This is a genomic window from Herbiconiux sp. (assembly GCF_023264855.1).
Lineage (GTDB): Bacteria > Actinomycetota > Actinomycetes > Actinomycetales > Microbacteriaceae > Herbiconiux.
This window is the reverse complement of sequence record NZ_JAHFUW010000028.1, coordinates 17746-35936: the sequence shown is the minus strand read 5'-3', so window position 1 is coordinate 35936 and position 18191 is coordinate 17746. Positions and strand designations below refer to the sequence as shown.

Annotated in this window: 15 protein-coding genes; 10 read left to right on the top strand and 5 right to left on the bottom strand. The window is 71.0% G+C overall.

What is annotated here, in order from left to right; all coding sequences use genetic code 11:
• Positions 1–21 precede the first annotated feature (21 nt).
• Positions 22–1023: an NUDIX hydrolase gene (locus Q0D75_RS12405; RefSeq protein ID WP_291053845.1), complete on the bottom strand. Its 1002-nt coding sequence runs from the start codon at positions 1021–1023 to the stop codon at positions 22–24.
• Between the two features lie 58 nt (positions 1024–1081).
• Between Q0D75_RS12405 and folP the strand changes: the two genes are divergently transcribed.
• The 4 genes from folP (at position 1082) to Q0D75_RS12385 (ending at position 4352) form a co-directional block, all read left to right on the top strand.
• On the top strand, positions 1082–1972 hold the full coding sequence (gene folP, locus Q0D75_RS12400; RefSeq protein ID WP_291053843.1) for a dihydropteroate synthase: 891 nt from the start codon (positions 1082–1084) through the stop codon (positions 1970–1972).
• Positions 1973–2221: 249 nt separating this feature from the next.
• On the top strand, positions 2222–3145 hold the full coding sequence (locus tag Q0D75_RS12395; protein ID WP_291053841.1) for a pyrimidine reductase family protein: 924 nt from the start codon (positions 2222–2224) through the stop codon (positions 3143–3145).
• A complete protein-coding gene (locus tag Q0D75_RS12390; RefSeq protein WP_291053839.1) occupies positions 3142–3645 on the top strand; it encodes a GNAT family N-acetyltransferase in 504 nt (167 codons plus the stop codon). Before Q0D75_RS12395 ends, Q0D75_RS12390 begins: the two co-directional genes overlap by 4 nt.
• Entirely contained in the window at positions 3642–4352 is a 711-nt protein-coding gene (locus Q0D75_RS12385) for a trimeric intracellular cation channel family protein (RefSeq protein ID WP_291053837.1), read from the top strand. The genes Q0D75_RS12390 and Q0D75_RS12385 overlap by 4 nt, the downstream gene beginning before the upstream one ends.
• A gap of 211 nt (positions 4353–4563) precedes the next feature.
• Here the strand turns inward: Q0D75_RS12385 and Q0D75_RS12380 are convergent, their stop codons facing one another.
• Entirely contained in the window at positions 4564–7074 is a 2511-nt protein-coding gene (locus Q0D75_RS12380) for a DEAD/DEAH box helicase (protein WP_291053874.1), read from the bottom strand.
• Between the two features lie 98 nt (positions 7075–7172).
• Between Q0D75_RS12380 and Q0D75_RS12375 the strand changes: the two genes are divergently transcribed.
• The 4 genes from Q0D75_RS12375 to Q0D75_RS12360 all read left to right on the top strand — a co-directional run bounded on the left by Q0D75_RS12375 (position 7173) and on the right by Q0D75_RS12360 (position 11300).
• The gene (locus Q0D75_RS12375; RefSeq protein ID WP_291053835.1) at positions 7173–7580 is read left to right on the top strand and encodes an RNA-binding S4 domain-containing protein; all 408 of its coding nucleotides are present in this window, start codon (positions 7173–7175) and stop codon (positions 7578–7580) included.
• 101 nt (positions 7581–7681) lie between these two features.
• A complete protein-coding gene (locus Q0D75_RS12370; protein WP_291053833.1) occupies positions 7682–9727 on the top strand; it encodes a hypothetical protein in 2046 nt (681 codons plus the stop codon).
• Between the two features lie 111 nt (positions 9728–9838).
• Positions 9839–10486: a TetR/AcrR family transcriptional regulator gene (locus Q0D75_RS12365; protein ID WP_291053831.1), complete on the top strand. Its 648-nt coding sequence runs from the start codon at positions 9839–9841 to the stop codon at positions 10484–10486.
• A 244-nt stretch (positions 10487–10730) separates the two neighbouring features.
• The gene (locus Q0D75_RS12360) at positions 10731–11300 is read left to right on the top strand and encodes a TetR/AcrR family transcriptional regulator (RefSeq protein WP_291053829.1); all 570 of its coding nucleotides are present in this window, start codon (positions 10731–10733) and stop codon (positions 11298–11300) included.
• Positions 11301–11373: 73 nt separating this feature from the next.
• On the opposite strand, the gene Q0D75_RS12355 is transcribed toward Q0D75_RS12360, so the two are convergent.
• The 3 genes from Q0D75_RS12355 to Q0D75_RS12345 are packed head-to-tail and all read right to left on the bottom strand — an operon-like array spanning position 11374 to position 14722.
• The gene (locus Q0D75_RS12355) at positions 11374–13107 is read right to left on the bottom strand and encodes an FAD-binding oxidoreductase (protein WP_291053827.1); all 1734 of its coding nucleotides are present in this window, start codon (positions 13105–13107) and stop codon (positions 11374–11376) included.
• Positions 13104–13889: a lysophospholipid acyltransferase family protein gene (locus Q0D75_RS12350; protein ID WP_291053825.1), complete on the bottom strand. Its 786-nt coding sequence runs from the start codon at positions 13887–13889 to the stop codon at positions 13104–13106. The genes Q0D75_RS12355 and Q0D75_RS12350 overlap by 4 nt, the downstream gene beginning before the upstream one ends.
• Positions 13886–14722, bottom strand: a complete 837-nt coding sequence (locus Q0D75_RS12345; protein WP_291053823.1) for an SDR family NAD(P)-dependent oxidoreductase — start codon at positions 14720–14722, stop codon at positions 13886–13888. The genes Q0D75_RS12350 and Q0D75_RS12345 overlap by 4 nt, the downstream gene beginning before the upstream one ends.
• Before the next feature lie 89 nt (positions 14723–14811).
• Between Q0D75_RS12345 and Q0D75_RS12340 the strand changes: the two genes are divergently transcribed.
• Positions 14812–15807, top strand: coding sequence for a hypothetical protein (locus Q0D75_RS12340; protein ID WP_291053821.1), 996 nt, complete (start codon positions 14812–14814; stop codon positions 15805–15807).
• Entirely contained in the window at positions 15804–18191 is a 2388-nt protein-coding gene (locus tag Q0D75_RS12335) for an SDR family oxidoreductase (RefSeq protein WP_291053819.1), read from the top strand. Before Q0D75_RS12340 ends, Q0D75_RS12335 begins: the two co-directional genes overlap by 4 nt.

The window sequence follows — 18191 nt, the reverse complement described above, 5'->3', positions numbered from 1 at the left end:
CGCACGCCCGACGGCATTTCCTCAGCCCTCGGCGTCGAGCAGCTGCAGCAGCCAGCCCGGGCCGCGCACGGCCGCTCCGACTGCGCGCACCCGCTCGCTCAACTCGCGGTCGGCGGTCACCACCAGGACGGTCGTGCCCTGCGGCGCACGGGAGACCTCGGCGACGATCTCGTCGTCACCGCTGCCCTCGGCCCGCACCACGTCGACCAGGCTGCCGGAGGCGTCGCTCTCGATCGTCGTGAGGTCGCCGAGAGCACCCTCGGCCGTCGATCCCGCCGTCTCCGCGAAGACCTCCGTGCCGGCATCCGGAGCCTTCGACGACCCCGCCGACTTCGCCTGCCCCTCGACCACCACGCCGAACCGCGGCCAGCTGCGGCTCGCGGCGAGACCGTCGCCGAGCTCGAGTTCGGCCGAGTCGATCCCGGATGCGCTCAGCCGGCCGATCCGCTCGATCAGGGCTTCTGCGGCGCCCAGCCGGTTCTTCCACCAGCCGTTCGGCCGGGAGCCCACCACGTTCGCCGCGTCGACGACCACGCGGATGCTCTCCCCGAGCCTGTCGCGCAGGGCCGGCCACGCCGATCCGAAGCCCGGATGCAGCGGAAGCGCATCGACCTCCTCGACCGGCACCCAGCGCAGCTCGAGGCTCTCGGCGTCGCCGATCACGGGGTCGAAGGAGCGGGCAGCCCGGGTGACGACCGTCACGTACGACCAGAAGCCGAGGTCGAAGGTGGAGGTGAAGGCGATCTCGAGGGCGTCAGAGGGCACCCCGGCCTCCTCCTCGGCCTCGCGGATGGCGCCGTCGACCGCCGACTCGCCCTCGTGCCGCGCCCCGCCGGGCAGGCCCCAGGTGCCGCCGAAGTGGCTCCATTCGGCACGGTGCTGCAGCAGGATGCCGGCCGTCGAGTCGTGCACGAGCAGCCCGGCGGCGCCGTAGCGGCCCCAGTAGCGGCGGCCGTCGGGGCCTTCCACCCAGGCATCCCCGCTGTCGCGCGGCGCCACGGGGTGGAAGGGAACCTCGGTCATACCTCCACCTTCTCACGAGGTGGCGGGGCTCACCGCACCGGCAGACCATGATGGAAACATGATCTTCACACCCGAGCTCCGGCATCCGGTGCGCACCCTCGGAAACCGCACGATCGACTTCGACCGGCGCATCGCCGTGATGGCGATCGTGAACCGCACGCCCGACTCGTTCTACGACCGGGGCGCCACCTTCGCGCTGGACCGCGCGGTCGACGCCGCGCTGCTCGCCGCCGAACAGGGTGCCGACTGGGTCGACATCGGCGGGGCCAAGTTCGCGCCCGGGCCCGAGATCTCGGCGACCGAAGAGCTCGACCGGGTGCTTCCGGTGGTGCAGGCCGTCGCGGCCGCGAGCGACGTCGTGATCTCGGTCGACACCTTCCGAGCCGACGTGGCGGCCGCGTGCCTGGCCGCCGGCGCCCACGTGGTGAACGACACCACCGCACTGAGCGATCCGGAGATGGCGGCGGCCGTGGCCGACTCCCCGTCCCGCGGCTCGCTCGTGCTGACGCACAGTCTCGCCGAGCCGCGGAAGCCGTATCCGAGCCCCTGGTACGACGACGTCGTGACCTCGGTGCGGGCGTTCCTCGAAGAGCGCATCGACCGGGCCCTGGCGGCCGGGATCGGCGACGACCGGCTCTTCATCGATCCGGGGCACGACCTCAACAAGAACACGCTGCACTCGCTCGAACTGACCCGGCGGATGGACGAGATCACCTCGATCGGCCTGCCGACGCTGGCCGCCGTGTCGAACAAGGACTTCATCGGCGAGAGCCTCGGTGCGCCGAAGTCCGAGCGCCGCGAGGGGTCGCTGGTGGCCGCGACCGTGTGCGCGATGCTCGGCGCCCGCGTGGTGCGGATGCACGACGTGCCGGCCAGCGTGAGCGCCATGCGGATGCTGGAGGCGGTTCTCGGATTCCGCGAGCCGGTCGAGGCGGTGCACAACGTGTAGTCGCGCCCTCTTTCACCCTGCGGCTTTCACCCTGTGCCCGGTGCGGGCGCCGGTTTCTGCCCGGTGTTCGCGTTCACCCCAGCGAGTTTCAGGCCGAGCTCGTGCACTATGGGCGAGGATCGCCTGAGAGTCGCTGGAGTGAACCGGGCCGCTCCCCCTCGGCCTCCGAACCGCTCCCTCCGCCGCCGTCCCGCTCCCCTCCGCCGCCGTCCCACTCCCCTCCGCCGCCGTCCTCGACAGGAGCCGCCCATGTCCTCCCTCCACGAGATCCACCCCGAGCCGTCGGGCCCGCTCGACCGCCGCGGCCTGCTCGCCCGCTACGCGCCGGCCGACCGCGACCGGCCCTCCACGCGGGTGAACTTCATCGAGAGCCTCGACGGATCGGCCACCGTGCAGGGGCTGTCGGGCGGGCTCGGCTCCCCGGCCGACAAAGCGGTCTTCGACGTGCTGCGGGCGGTCTCGGACGTGGTGCTCGTCGGGGCGGGAACGGCGCGCGCCGAGGGCTACGGCGCCCTGACGGTCGGCGAGCCGTTCGTGGAGTGGCGGCGCGCTGCCGGTCTCGCCCCGCATCCGGCGTTCGCGCTGGTCAGCGGGCGGCTCGACCTCGACCCTTCCAGCGACCTGTTCGCGAAAGCGCCGACTCCACCGCTCGTGTTCACGGCGGCATCGGCGCCGACGGATGCTCGGGCCCGGCTCAGCGAGGTCGCCACCGTGATCGACGCGGGCGAGACGCACGCCGATCCGGTGGTCGTGCTGCAGGAGCTGCACTCCCGCGGTCTGCTGCAGGTGCTGTGCGAAGGCGGCCCGGCACTGTTCGGGGGGCTGATCGCCGCCGACCTCGTCGACGAGCTGTGCCTGAGCATCAGCCCGGTGCTGGAGGGCGGCGCCGGCCCCCGGATCGCGACGGCGCCGGGAGAACAGGATGGCAGTGCCCCGGGCTCAGGCTCCAGCTCCAGCTCCAGCTCCAGCTCCGGCTCCGGCTCCGGCTCCGGCTCCGGCTCCGGCTCTCAGGACGCGACCGCGGTGGCGCGCTCGGCGCCCACATCGCCGCCACCCGGTTTCGAGCTCGTGCGGCTGCTGCTCGCCGACAGCATGCTGCTGAGCCGCTGGGCGCGCTCGAGAGATTCGGCAGACGGCACCGACATCGGTACCGGGATCGGAGGTGCGTCATGACCTCGACGATCGTGCTCGAGCTGTGGTCGCCCGGAACTCCTGTCGACGCGGCCGTAGCGTCGCTGCTGTTCGGCTACCACCGCCAGACCGAGCAGGAGAAGGGCCGTGCAGTCGAGACGGCGGCCGATCTGCCCGAGCGGTACCGCACCGAGGTCGAGAACACGGCCGCGGCCTTCGCCGACTGCTCGCTGCTGCTGGCCCGCACGGCCGATGGCGAACCGGTGGGCTGCGTCGTGCTGACAGCGGCCGGCTCCGACGGTGCGCTCCCCGAGGTGAAGCGACTCTGGGTCGATCCGGCCGCGCGGGGATTGGGCGTCGCCACCGCCCTGCTCGATGCGGCCGCCGAACGGGCGCACCGCCGTGGCGACGGCGGCGTGCGACTCTCGGTGTGGGAGTGGCGCGAGGGCGCCATCCGCCTCTACGAACGCGCCGGGTTCGTGCGAACGGACTCCTGGGACGACCGGGAGGGCCTGATCTGCCTCGAACGGGTGACCGGATGAGCGCGATCGATCCGGCGAGCGGCACGACGCCCTCCAGCGCGGCGATCCCGCCGAACGAGGTATCCCCGCCCTCGCGCTGGTCGCGCCACGGTGCACGCACGACCGTGCTGTTCACCGTCGCCGACCTCGTGGCCACCCTTCTGTTCGCGTTCGAAGGCGCACGTCTGGCCGCGGAGGCCGGGCTCGACGTCTTCGGCGTGCTGGTGGTGGGCTGCGTCTCGTCGCTGGTGGGCGGCATCCTGCGCGACCTGCTGCTCGGCGACACCCCGCCGTTCGCGTTCCGCTCGCCCTCCCGCATCCTGGTGGCGCTGCTCGGCTCGGTCGCCGCGATCGCCCTGGTGGCGACGCAGGCGACGGCTCCCGACGACCTCTTCGCCGTCCTGGACGCCCTGGGCCTCGCCCTCTTCGCCATCACAGGAGCCGAGAAGGCCCTGGACCACAACGCGAACGGCTGGGTCGTCGTCATCCTCGGCACCCTCACGGCGGTCGGCGGAGGCATCACCCGAGACCTCCTGCTGGGCCACGTCCCCACAGTCCTCACCTCGAGCGTCTACGCCTCCGCAGCGGCCGCCGCCTCGCTGGTGGTCTACGTCGCCGCACGCTTGCGTCTGCCCCCATGGGTCTGCATGACGCTGGGGTTCGCTACCTGCGCCGCCCTGCGTATCCTCGCCATCGTGTTCGACTGGCAACTGCCCCGGCTGAGCTAGCTGCCGGTCGCGCCGGGCTTCGCTCGGCGTGACCGGGCTGCGCCGGTCCCTGCCCGGCGCAGCGCGACATGTGAGCGCGCGGTCGAGGGACGCGGCCTTCGGTCGCATCCCTCGGCCACACGCTCACCTTGGGTCGTCGAGTAGGGCCTGTCACCGTGCTTCGCGGTGGAAGTGAAGGTGGCAAGAGGTAGCGCCGTGGCCGTGGTGACTGTTACAGCCGATCCACCGCTACAACGCGAACCACCGCGACTCCCGCCTCGTTCGAGGCGGCGAGGTCGATCTCGGCGGTGATGCCCCAGTCGTGGTCGCCGGCGGGGTCGTCGAAGATCTGCCGCGCCTTCCACACGGTCGGCTCCTGCTCCAGGATGAGCAGCGCGGCGCTGCGGGCGTGCGGGCCGATGCCGACCGAGTCGTGCTCGTCGTAGTAGTCGTCCATCGCGCGGACCCACCGGTCGGCGTCGAAACCGGAGGCGGCATCCAGCTCGCCGAGTTCGTCCCAGGCCTCGCGGGCGGCGAGCTGCACCCGGCGGAACAGTTCGTTGCGCACCAGCACCGTGAAGGCGCGCGGGTTCGAGGTGAGCAGCTTCGGGGCGGGTGGCACGATGGGCGCGGCATCCGAATCCTCCAGAAGCGCCCTCGCCGCCACGGCCTCCGGGTCGACCATCGCCTCCCACTCGTCGAGCACGCTCGAGTCGGTCTGCCGCACGAGCTCGCCGAGCCATTCGATCAGGTCGAGCAGGTCGTCGTTCTTCAGCTCGTCGGGCACCGTGGAGCGAAGAGTGCGGTACGCATCGGAGAGGTAGCGCGGCACCAGGCCCTCCGAGCGCGCGAGCTTGTAGAACGCGATGTACTCGCCGAACGACATCGCCCGCTCGTACATGTCGCGGATGACCGACTTCGGCGAGATGTCGAAGTCGCCGATCCACGGCTGGGTGGCGCGGTAGGTGTCGAAGGCCTCGGTGAGCAGCCCCAGCAGCGGCTTGGGGTAGGTGACCTCGTCGAGCAGCTCCATCCGCTGCTCGTACTCGATACCCTCCGCCTTCATCGCCTGCACGGCCTCGCCACGGGCCACGAACTGCTGGGCGGAGAGCACGGGACGCGGGTCGTCGAGGATGGCCTCGGTGACCGACACGACGTCCAGCGCGAACGTCGGCGACTCCTCGTCGAGCAGTTCGTAGACGGCGAGCGCGAACGGCGAGAGCGGCTGGTTCAGCGCGAAGTTGGGCTGCAGGTCGACCGTGAGCCGGATGTGCACCTGCCCGGTCGCGACATCCGTCACCTGCTCCACCACCTCGGCGGTGCGCAGCGTGCGGTAGATGGCCAGTGCTTGCCGGATGAGGTCACGCTGCTTGGCGCGCGGCTCATGGTTGTCCTCCAGCAGGGTGCGCAGGTTCGTGAACACGTCTCCGCCGCGTGCGATCGTGTTGAGCACCATCGCGTGCGTCACCGTGAGGTGCGAGGTGAGCGTCTCGGGTGTGGCCGCGATCAGCTTCTCGAAGCTGGGCTCGCCCCACGAGACGAAGCCCTCGGGCGCCTTCTTGCGGATGAACTTGCGCTTCTTCTTGACGTCGTCGCCCATCTTGGCGAGGGCCTTGAGGTTCTCGGTCTCGTGCTCGGGGGCCTGCACCACCACGGTTCCGGCGGTGTCGTAGCCCGCCCGGCCGGCGCGACCCGCGATCTGGTGGAACTCGCGCGCGGTGAGCTGGCGCATCCGGATGCCGTCGTACTTGGTGAGCGCCGAGAGCAGCACCGTGCGGATGGGCACGTTGATGCCGACGCCCAGGGTGTCGGTGCCGCAGATGACCTTCAGCAGCCCGCGCTGGGCGAGCCGTTCGACGAGACGGCGGTACTTCGGCAGCATGCCGGCGTGGTGCACGCCGATGCCCATGCGGATGAGGCGCGACAGCGTCTTGCCGAAGGCCGTGGTGAACCGGAACGGCCCGATCAGCTCGGCGATCTCGTCGCGCACCTCGCGGGAGGCGACCTTGATGCTCGACAGGGCCTGAGCCCGCTCGACGGCCGCCAACTGGGAGAAGTGCACGATGTAGATCGGCGCGCGCTGGGTGGCGAGCAGCTCTTCGACCGTCTCCTGGATGGGGGTCGTGGCGTAGCTGTAGCTGAGCGGCACGGGGCGCTCGACGCCCGTGATGACCGTCGTCTCACGGCCGGTGCGGCGGGAGAGGTCGAGGGCCAGCCAGTCGACGTCGCCGAGCGTGGCCGACATCAGCACGAACTGCGCGGCCGGCAGGGCGAGGATGGGCACCTGCCAGGCCCAGCCGCGATCCGGCTCGGCGTAGAAGTGGAACTCGTCCATCACGACCTGGCCCACCGGGGTGTCGGGCCCGTGCCGGAGAGCGAGATTCGCCAAGATCTCGGCCGTCGCGCAGATGATGGGCGCATCCGGATTCACCGAGGAGTCGCCCGTGACCATGCCCACGTTCTCGGCGCCGAAGATCTCGACCAGCGCGAAGAACTTCTCCGACACCAGCGCCTTGATGGGAGCCGTGTAGTAGCTCCGGATGCCCTGGGCCAGCGCCACCGCGTGCGCCCCGACCGCGACGAGCGACTTGCCGGTGCCCGTCGGTGTGCTCAGGATGACGTTCTCCCCCGCGACGATCGCCATGATCGACTCGTCCTGCGCAGGGTAAAGGGGGGTGCCGCGCTCGGCGGCCCAGCTCGCGAAGGCGTCGTAGGCGGCATCCGGATCGAACGGAGCCGGCATCGCCGGGCGGGAGGGGGTCAGGATCGGCACCACCCCAGCCTAGGCGCGGCGTGCGACATCCTCCCCCGGCCCCCAGGCCGCTGTGCAAGGCTGGGCAGATGGCGAGTGAGGGAGTGGCAGGTGCGGGCGCAGGCGCGGGTGTGCGCATCGACAGCTGGTTGTGGGCGGTGCGGGTGTACAAGACGCGCTCGCTCTCCACGGCCGCCTGCCGGGCCGGCCACGTACGGGTGAACGGCGAACGTGCGAAGGCCGCCCAGACCGTGCGCCCGGGCGACGAGGTGCGCGCCAGGATCAGCGGCTTCGACCGCATCCTGAAAGTCAGCGGATTGGCAGTCAAGCGCGGCTCCGCCACCGTCGCCGCCCAGAACTTCGTGGATCTGACGCCTCCTCCGCCGCCCCGCGAAGCCGTCGCCTCGGTGCCGGTACGCGATCGCGGCGCCGGTCGTCCGACCAAACGCGACCGTCGTGAGATCGAACGGCTGCGCGGTGTCAGGGACGACTACTAACCTTGACTCACGGTCACGACGACGACGACCGCCACCCCGATCACACCGCCGAGCCGCTGGCGAGCGGCCGCACCCCCTCCAGCGAGGCCAGTAGGAGCATCATGTCTGACGCCACCCCGACCGAAGCCCCCCAGAACGAGACCGCGGGCACCGCATCCGGCGAGCCCGCGACCGGAGGCCCGGCCTTCGGAGCACCGGCATCCGGAGCACCCGCCTTCGGCGCGGCCGCCCCCGAACCCGAGGGCTACGAGCTCACCGGGCGCGACCGCACCGCCCTGCGCTTCATCGGCGCCTCGGTGAAGATCGGCACCCCAGAGTTCCGGGAGCGCTACGAAGCGATCGTCGACGACCTGTACCGTCACCACTTCGTCGACCCCACGGCGCGCCCCGCCTACGAGCCGCCTGTGATCGTGCCGGCCGAAGACGTGGAGGGCGAGAACGATCCGCTCGAGATCATCCGGGCGAACCTCGGTCTCGTCATCGACGACCGTCGCCTGCGCGACGATGCCCGCACCGATGCCGAGCGCCGCCTCGCCGAGACCCAGGCACGTCTGTCCGACATGACGGCCCGCTACGAAGACACGCAGGCGCGACTGGATGCCACGGCCGCGGCGCTGGCCGGGCGCGAGGCCGAACTGGCCGCCCTGCACGAGCGCCTGGCGGCCGAGACGGCCGCACTCACCGCCCAGCTGGCCGCCGAGACCGGCGCACTGCAGGCGCAGCTGGCCGATGAGACCGGGCGGCTGCAGGCCGAGCTGGCCGCCACGTCGACCCGGCTCACCGAGGAGCACCGCGCCTCGTCGGCCGGCTACGAGAACCAGATCGCCGGGCTGCACGCGGCACATGCTGCGCAGCTGGGCGAGATCCAGGCCGCGCACTCGGCGCAGGTCGACCAGCTGACCGCAGCGCACGCGGTGCAGGTGGAGCAGCTCACGGGCGCCCACGGCTCCCAGGTGGAGGAGCTGCGCCGAGCGCACGCCGCCGAAGCCGACCAGCTGCGCGCGGGCCACGCCTCGGAGTCGGAGCAGCTGCGCCTGCACGACGAGCAGCTGCGCGCGGCGCACGCCGCCGAACTCGAGGGACTGGTGGCTGCGCACGCCGCCGAAGTCGAGCAGCTGCATGCTGCCCACGCGGCGGCGGAGGAGGAGCTGCGCGCGGCCGCGGCCGCCCAGGTCGAGCAACTGCACAGCGAGCGCGAGAGCGTCGAGGAGCGCCTCGCGGCCGAGCACGAGCAGCTGCGCGCCGAGATCGCCGCCAAAGACGAGCTGCTGGCCAATGAGACCGAGCGCCTTCAGGTCGAGCACGCCGCGGCGCTGGATGCCCTGGCCGTCGAGAACCAGGGTCTGCAGTCCGAGCAGGCTCTGGCGGCGCAGGAGGTGTCCGGCGAGACGGAGCGCCTGCTGAGCGAGCACGCCGCCGAGATCGAGCGCCTGCGCGCCGAGCACGCCGCGGCGGAAGAGGCGATCCGCTCCGAGCACGCGGCTACGCTGGCCGGGCTGAGCTCGGAGGGTGAGGGATCCGAGGCGGCCGCCGCCGCAAGTGCCGAGGCGCTGAACGCGGCGCAGCAGCGGGTGGCCGAGCTGGAGGGCTCGCTGGCCGGCGCGCAGGAGCGCGAGGCCACGCTGGAGGAATCGCTGGCCGAGGCGCAGCAGCGCGTCGAAGCGGCCACCGCGGCGGAGGCCGCGGCGGTGGCGGCGGCTTCTGCCGCCTCTGCGGCCTCCGTCGCAGCATCCGGAACCGTCTCCGAAGGCACCGGATCGGACGACGCCGCGATCATCGCCGAGCTCGCCGAGGCGCGTGCCCGGGTCACCGAGCTCGAGGAGGAACTGGTCGCCGCCCGCAGCGAGATCGGCGTGCTGGCCGACGAGCGCGACCGGGCCCTGTCCGACGCCGCCATCTCGCTCGAGGACCGCGAGAAGCTCAGCGACGCCTTGCTCGAGCTGCAGGCCTCGCGCGGCGGCGCAGCCGCCGGTGGTGCCGCCATAGGTGCCCTCGAGATCGAGCTGCAGGCCTCCCGCGCCCTGGTCGGCGAGATCGAGGACATCGCCACCGGCCAGCTCTGCGCCGAAGACGAGACCAGCGAGTACGCCATCGGCGCCAACGACTCGGCGGTGCTCGTGCTCAACGCGATCGCCGGCGCCGAGTAGCGGCACCGGAAACGCGGGTTCTCCGAAGTCCATTCCGACGCATCGAGATGCGTGATGTGTACGCTGTCCACAAGGGAACGACAGGGCTGAGCCAGGCCAGGCAGGAAACCTATGGACGACGGGGCGACGGCGACGGCGCGGGGACGCGACACCTACCGGCACGGCGGGCTGCGTGAGGCGCTCGTGGAGGCCGGGGTGGAGCTGGCGCGCGAGGGTGGCCCAGCCGCCGTGGTGCTGCGCGAGACGACCCGGCGGGCAGGCGTCTCCCCCAACGCCGCGTATCGGCACTTCGCCGATCGCGACGCATTGCTGCATGCCGTGTCGGACACCTGCCTGGGGTTCGCGGCCGATCGGATCGAGGCCGAGTTCGACGCGCATCCGTCGACCGGGGATGACGTCGCCGACGCCCGGATGATGCTGCGCGCGGTCGGTCTGGGCTACATCGGTTTCGCGCGGGAGGAGCCGGGCCTGTTCCGCACGGCGTTCTCGGTGCCCGACAACCTGCAGCGCGCCGCCGATCCGAGCAAGGCCGGCCGCCGGGGCCGGACTCCTTTTCAGCTCGTCGGAATCGCCCTCGACGCCTTGCTCGAGGCCGGGGTGCTGCCGCCGGACCGCCGCCCGAATGCCGAGTTCCTGGCCTGGGCGACCGTGCACGGCCTCGGCATGCTCGTGATCGACGGCCCCCTCCGCGGCCTCGACGACCGGATGATCGCCTTCGCCACCGAGCGCCTGCTCGACATGGTCGACCGCGGCCTCTGAGCCGCCGCCGCACCCTCCGCGAGGCCGAGACCTGAGTGGGGCCAGCTTTCGCAGAGGCACTCGGGAACGAGAGGAATGTCTCGGGCCGCGCCCGGACGACCCAGGGTGAGCGCGCGGCCGCGACAGCGACCGCACGCGAACATGTCGCCCCGCGCCGCAGAGGCGGCGGCGCGGACCGGGAGGGCCGCGCGCAGCACGACCCTCCCGGCAGCCAGCAGAGCCGCGCAGCAAATACAATCAAGGCATGAGCGACGGCGACCACTCCCAGGTCGGCGCCGACGCGCGCATCGTCGCGGCCACGCTGCAGATCCTGCGCGACAAGGGGCCGAACGCGGTGAACGTGGAGGCCGTGGCCACGGCATCCGGAGTCGCCAAGACCACCATCTATCGCCGCTACGAAGACCGCGAAGCGCTTCTGGGCGCGGCCATCGACGTGGCCACCACCGAGGTCACGCTGCCCAGCGGCATGTCGACCTACGACACCCTGCACTGGCTGCTCGGCGCCGCGCGCATCCGCGTGCAGGACATCGTCGGCCGCGGCACGGTCGCCGCCATCCTGATCGACGACGGCGGTCCGTTCGCCGAACAGTTGCGCGACATGATCCGGATGCGCAGCCACCAGCTGGTCGCCTTCCTCGACGAGGCGGTCGCCCGCGGCGACCTCCGTGCGGGCCTGGACGTGAAGCTCGTCGTGAGTGTGCTCCTGGGCTCGGCCGTCGGTCACGTCATCCGAGGCGGCGAGCCCGACGAGGAGTGGGCCGATCGCCTACTCACCCTGCTCTGGCCGGCCCTCACCCCACCCGAGCACCCCTGAGCCTCTAACCGAGAGGTCGCAAATGGCCCCTAAACCTGGGTTTTAGGGGCCATTTGCGACTTGTCGAGAGGGTTTAGGTCGCGGGGACTTTGGCGGCGCGGGGGGCCTTCTCCACGAGGGACGCTACGTCGGCCGCGGTGACCTGGGGGCCCAGGACCTTGCCGGGGTTGAAGAGGTGCTTCGGGTCGGCCGAGTCGAAGAGGCCCTGCATGAGGGCGACGCCGGCCGGCGAGATGTCCTGCTCCATCCACGGGGAGTGCTCGACGCCGACGCCGTGGTGGTGCGAGAGCGTGCCGCCGGCATCCTGGAACGCCTGCTGGATGCTGAACTTCACCACCTCGTACTGCGCGATCGGGTCGTCGCCGTGCACGAACGCGAACGTGAAGTACAGGCAGGCACCCGAGTGGTACGAGTGCGAGAGGTGGCACATGATCCAGCCGTGCACGCCCAGCGCCTCGTAGGCGCGGTCCGCTGCGGCACGCGTGGCGTCGTAGACCTCCTGCAGGCGCGACCACGGCGCGGCCGTCTCCGACACGTCGGCCGCCGCTCCCCGATCGAGCAGGAAGTCGCGCAGGTAGGGCGTGTCGAACTTCTTCTGGTCGTAGAGGGCGCCCGGACCCTTACCTACGCCGAGACCGCCGTGCTTCTTCACGATCGCACCCACGAGCTTCTTCTCGTAGGCGACGTGCGAGGCCGAGCCCTCGAAGCCGATGAACGAGAGGCACATGTCCTCCAGTACCCAGCCGCGACGCTTCAGCACCGACATCAGCACGCTCTGCGCGGCCCCGGAGACGCCCTTGGACGCCTTGCGCGTGGCCAGCGAGAAGCCGCTCTCGCGCGCATCCGACACCCGGGTGATCGACGGCGAGGCGTCGGACTCCGAGATCTCGTGCATCGCAGCGAGGCCCGCCTCCCAGTTCGGGAAGAAGTACGCCTGCACCTCCCGCACGGCTGGCGTGCGGTGCACCTGTACGGTGACCTCGGTGATGACGCCGAGACGCCCCTCCGAGCCGATGATCATCTCGCGAACGGATGGCCCGGTGGAGGTAGAGGGCAGGGGACGGAGTTCGACGATCTCGCCCGGCCGCACCATCCGCAGTCCCCGGCAGATGTCGGCGATGTCGCCGTACTTGTCGGACTGCATGCCCGAGGAGCGGGTGGCGACCCAGCCACCGACCGTGGAGTGCGTGAAGGAGTCGGGGAAGTGCCCCATCGTCCAGCCCTTGGCGCCCAGCTGCTCCTCGATCGAGGGGCCCTGCGCACCGGCCTGGATGCGGGCGAGGCCCGATCCTTCGTCGATGTCGAGCACGCGGTCGAGGCGGCCGAGATCGAGCGACACGATGGTGCGCTGCTCGTCGGGCAGCGGCTCGAGCGAGCCGGCGATGTTGCTGCCCCCGCCGAAGGGGATGATGACGGCGCCCTCGGCGACGGCGGCGTCGACGATCTGCTGCACGTCCCACTCGTCGGCCGGGTAGACCACGATGTCGGGAACCCGGGCGATCTCGTTGCGGCGGATGCGCAGCAGGTCGCGGATGGACTTGCCGTAGGTGTGGATGACGCGCAGCTCGTCGGAGGTGTGCGCGTTCTCCTCGCCGACGATGGAGACGAGTTCGGCCTCGAACGACGGCGAGATGCGCGACGGTGCGATCGTCAGCTCGTCGAACGACAGCGGCGGCACGGGAGGGGTGCGGACGTCCAGTGCCACGGCCTTCTGCACGAAGGGAACGAACTCGGGCTTGTCCTCGAAGTGGAAGCCGACGCCCTCGACGCCCCAGCCCCACCACTTCATGTGCTTGACGTCGGTCATGCGGCTCCCTTCGCGGAGTTCGAGCTGTCGGTGCGGGTGTAGGTGGTGAAGTCACTGGTGCGTGCGTGCGTGGGCAGCGCAGGGATCGCCGCGGTGCCCGATCCGGTGGAGTGCAGGCGGCGCACCTCCTTGGCGATGCGGGCCGAGAACTCATCAGCGGTCTCGCCGGGCAGGCCGAGCATGGGGGCGCCGAAGACGACGGCGACCGGCGGGCGGCCGGGAAGCGGCCAGTTGCGGCCGCGCGGCATGGCGAGCGATGCCCCCACGATCGCAACCGGCACGCAGGGCACGTCGCAGGCCATCGACAGGGCGGCGGCCCCGGCCTTGAAGTCGGCCATCTCGCCGGTCTTCGAGCGGGTTCCCTCGGGGAACACCAGCAGCGGCACACCCCGGGCGAGCAGCTTCTTCGACACGCCGCGCTTCTCGGCGGTGCCGGTGCGGTCGATCGGGAAGGCGTTGAAGAACAGGGAGGTGAGGATGCGCCGCCACCAGATGTCGAAGAAGTAGTCGGCGGCGGCCCCGGCGGCCAGGTACCGGCCGAGCCGGCGCGGCAGCGCGCACATGATCAGCGGGGCGTCCAGGTGGCTGGAGTGGTTCGCCACGGCGATGAACGCGCCGTGCACGCCCTTGACCGCGTCGTGGCCGCGAACGCTCACCCGCGTGATCGACCAGACGACGGGCTTCAGCACCATCCGCTGCGCCACGAAGCGCATGCCCGCCATCACGCCGGAGGTGAAGCGGTCTTTCGGGGCCCTGATCAGGTGCGGATGCTTGTCGGTCATCGCTTCGCCTTCGATCCCGCGGCGGGTGCCGCTGCGTCGTTGTTCGGAGCAGCCGGTGCGGCCGGTTTGTTGCGACTGGAGGAGATGCGCCCCGAGATCCAGCGGATCACCCGCCTGGGCAGGTGTCGCGTGAAGAAGAACAGCACCTTGAAGCGCTTGGACGGCACCGACAGCACCGCGCCGCGGGCGACGTCCCGCAGGCACTCCTCCACCAGGGCGTCGGCGTCGAGCCAGAGGAACTCGGGGATCGACTTGGTGCGGATGCCCGCCCGCTCGTGGAACTCCGTGCGCACCCAGCCCGGCAGCACGGCCGCGACCGTCACGTTCGAATCGCGCAGCTCGACCGCGAGCCCCTCGGTGTACGACGTGGTCCAGGCCTTGACCGCCGAATAGTTGCCGGTGGCGATGGCACCCGCCACGCTCGAGACGTTGAGGATGGTGCCCTTGTGCCGCGCCTTCATGGCCCGCCCCGCGGCGCCGCCCAGAACGAGCACGGCCAGGCACATGACCGCGAGAGCGCGCTCATGGATGGACACGTCACGCTCGAGCAGGGAGCCGTGGATGCCGAAGCCGGCGTTGTTCACCAGGAAGTCGATCGGGTCGTCGGCCGACTCGAGCCGCGCCGCGACCCGGTCGACGTCGGCGCGCACCGAGAGATCGGCCGAGATGATCTCCACGCGGGTCGCCCCCTCGCGCTCGAGTTCGTCGGCCATGCTGCGGAGCCGGGATTCGTCGCGCGCCACCAGCACGAGGTCGTAGCCCCGCAACGAGAGTGCACGAGCGAATGCGGCACCGATACCGGATGTGCCACCGGTCACGAGAGCCGTCGCCATGATGCTTACGATACGCTACGGAGTGCGTAGCGATCGACCTGCGCGCCCCATCACCACCTCATGTACGCCGCCCACGCGGAGGGATTCCGTTGACCGGAGAGCACACCACATCCGTCGGAGATTCGGTTCCCGACCGATTCGACGTGCGCGAGTTCGCGCGCACCGCCGTGGGCAGCTACCGCTCGGAGATCGACCTCGAGGCCTTCGCCGCCCGGCCGCTGGAGCCGGCCACCGTGCGCGTGCTCGCCACGATGCGCGAGCTCGAGCGCAGCACCATGACCTACCTGCGCAACGTGCTGGTGACGCCCACCCACAAAGACGCGCGGGTCACCGCCTTCCTCACCACCTGGGCCTTCGAGAAGTTCTGGATCGCCGACTCCTTCGAGGCGATCGCCCGCGCGCACGGCCTCGACGTGACCGAGCCTCTGCCGCTGTCGCGCTTCCGCGGCCTCGCGCTGGAGCTGGCCGAGCGCGCCACCCCGATCGTGGAGTCGTTCCGCGCCAACTCGATCGGCCCCGACGTGATCGGCCTGCACATGGCATCCGTCACCATCGACGAGTGGATCACCGAGTCGGCCTACACGAAGCTCGCCGAGATCGACCCGCATCCGGTGCTGCTCGCCGTGCTCGACCACGTGCAGGAGGTGAAGAAGCGGCACCGGCTGTTCGTCGAGGTCGACGCGGTGAACCGCCTCGAGAGCTCTCCGCGCGCCCGCTCGCTCAGCCGCCGGAGCCTGCCGCGGGCCGCGTGGCCGATCGGCGCGGCGAGCCTGCCGAAATCCGAAACGGCCTTCTTCTACGAAACACTCATCGACGATGCGCTCGCCGTGCGGATCGACGAGAAGGTACAGGGTCTGCCCGGGCTGGAGAAGCTCCGGCTCGTGCGCACCGCACGGGCGAAGGCCCTGCGCGGTGGATCGACCCCCACGGCCACGACCGGCCGGTGGCTCGGGCGGGCGGCCGCCACGGCGAAGAACGCCTTGCCCCACAGCACGAGCACCTCCCCCTCGAACACGACCGCCAAGACCCCTACGACCACGACGACCACGACGACCGACAGCCTGAAAGGCGGCCCGACCGGATGACCGAGCCCACCCCGACCGACCCCGAGACGCCCACTGCGATGCCCGGCCACTCCCTGGGCTCCTCGCACGTGCTGCTCACGGGCGCCACCGGCTTCGTGGGCCAGGCCGTGCTCGAACGGCTGCTGTCGTCGCATCCCGACACCACGGTCTCGCTGCTGATCCGCCCCAAGTCCAGCGCCAGCGGCGAATCGCGCCTCACCACGCTGCTGAAGAAGCCCGTGTTCCGCAGCTGGCGCGAGAGCGTGGGCGACGAGGAGGTCGAGCGGGTCATCCGCGAGCGCCTCCGCGTGGTGCAGGGCGACCTGGCGAACCCGGGCGAACTTCCCGGCGACATCGACGTGGTCATCCACGGCGCCTCCACCGTGAGCTTCGACCCGCCGATCGACGAAGCGTTCCAGACCAACGTCGACGGCGCCACCGGCATCTACGGCGCGCTGCTCGCCTCCGGCAGCGACCCGCACGTGGTGCACGTCTCCACCGCGTACGTCGGCGGCATGCGCAAGGGCGTCTCTCAGGAGGCGTCGCTCACGCACGAGATCGACTGGCGTGCCGAGAACTACGCCGCCCGCTCCGCCCGACGCCGCGTAGAGATGGCCTCGCGCCAGCCCGAGGTGCTGCGCTCGCTGCTCGCGAAGTCCCGCGCCAAGCTCGGCAAGGTCGGCCCGCAGGCCGTGGCGCAGGATGCCGAGGCCGCCCGCATCGAATGGGTCACCAAGCGCCTCATCGACTACGGCCGCATCCGCGCCGAGTCGCTCGGCTGGACCGACGTCTACACGCTCACCAAAGCGTTCGCCGAGCGCGCCGCCGAAGAGCTCTGGGGCACCGCCGGGCACCGCCTGTCGATCGTGCGCCCCTCGATCATCGAGAGCGCCCTGCGCCATCCGTTCCCCGGCTGGCTCGACGGCTTCAAGGTGGCCGACCCGCTGATCATGGCCTACGGCCGCGGTCAGCTGCCCGAGTTCCCGGGCGTGCCCGACTCGATCCTCGACGTCATCCCGGTCGACTTCGTGGTGAACGCCATCCTCGCCGCCGCCGTCACCCCGGCGAAGGTCGACGAGCCGAACTACTACCAGGTGGTCTCCGGCGCGCGCAACCCGCTGCCGTTCCACACGATGTACGAGAACGTCAAAGAGTTCTTCACCACGAACCCGATGCCGCACGTCGACGGCCCCATCCAGGTGCCCTCGTGGCGCTTCCCCGGCGGCCGCTCGGTGGAGCGCACACTCCGGCTGCAGGAGCGCCTCACCGCGGGCACCGACGGGCTGGTGGCGCGACTGCCCTCCACCACCCGCACGCGCACCTGGACGCAGACCCTGCACCAGCGCCAGCGCGGCCTCGACCAACTGCGCTACTTCGCCGAGCTCTACCGCGCCTACGTGCAGACCGAGCTGATCTTCGACGACAAGAACACCCGCGCCCTGCACGCCTCGCTGCCCGATGAGCTGAAGGCCGACCGCGGTTTCGACGTGGTGGAGATCGACTGGCACGACTACTTCCAGAACATCCACTTCCCCTCCATCACCGGGCTCACCAAGGCCTACGCGAACCGGCCCGCCGGCCGCGCGCGGGCCAAACGCGCGCTCCCCGTGCGCAGCGACGTGCTGGCCGTGTTCGACTTCGAGGGCACCGTGGTGGAGTCGAACCTCGTGGAGCAGTACCTCTGGGTGCGCCTCGCGCTCATCCCGAAGGCGCAGTGGCCGCAGGAGTTCGCCTCGCTGATGTTCTCGGTGCCGAAGTACCTGCGGGCCGACCACCGCGATCGCGGCGAGTTCATCCGCACCCTGGTGCGCCGCTACAAGGGCATCCGGGTCGAAGACCTGCAGCAGCTCGTGAAGGGCCAGTTCGGCGCCGCGATGCTCAGCCGGGCGATTCCGGATGCGCTGGACCGCGTGGCCCAGCACCGCGCGGCGGGTCACCGCACCGTGCTGGTGACGGGCGCCACGAGCTCGGCCGCCGAGCCCTTCGCACCGTACTTCGACGAGATCGTGGCCGGCGAGATGCACGCCTCGAAGGGCGTGATGACCGGCTACCTCGCGACTCCCCCGCTGGTGGACGAGGCGCGCGCCGCGTGGCTGCGCGAATACGCGGCCGCGCACGGCGCGAACCTCACCCAGTCGTACGGCTACGGGGACAGCCTCGCGGATGTCGCGTGGCTGCAGTTGCTGGGAAACGCCACCGTGGTCAACCCGGACACCGAACTGTATCGGCATGCGCAACGAACAAAGTGGACGGTGGAGGACTGGACCCGTCGTTCATCCGATCGTCAGGTGCTTCCGGCTAACCTGAGCCTGTTGCACGACAAGCAGTCCCCCGCATCCGCTTCGCCCGTCGCATCCGCTGTACCCGAGGAAGGAGATCGGTCCACCGGCCACGAGCCGCGCTGA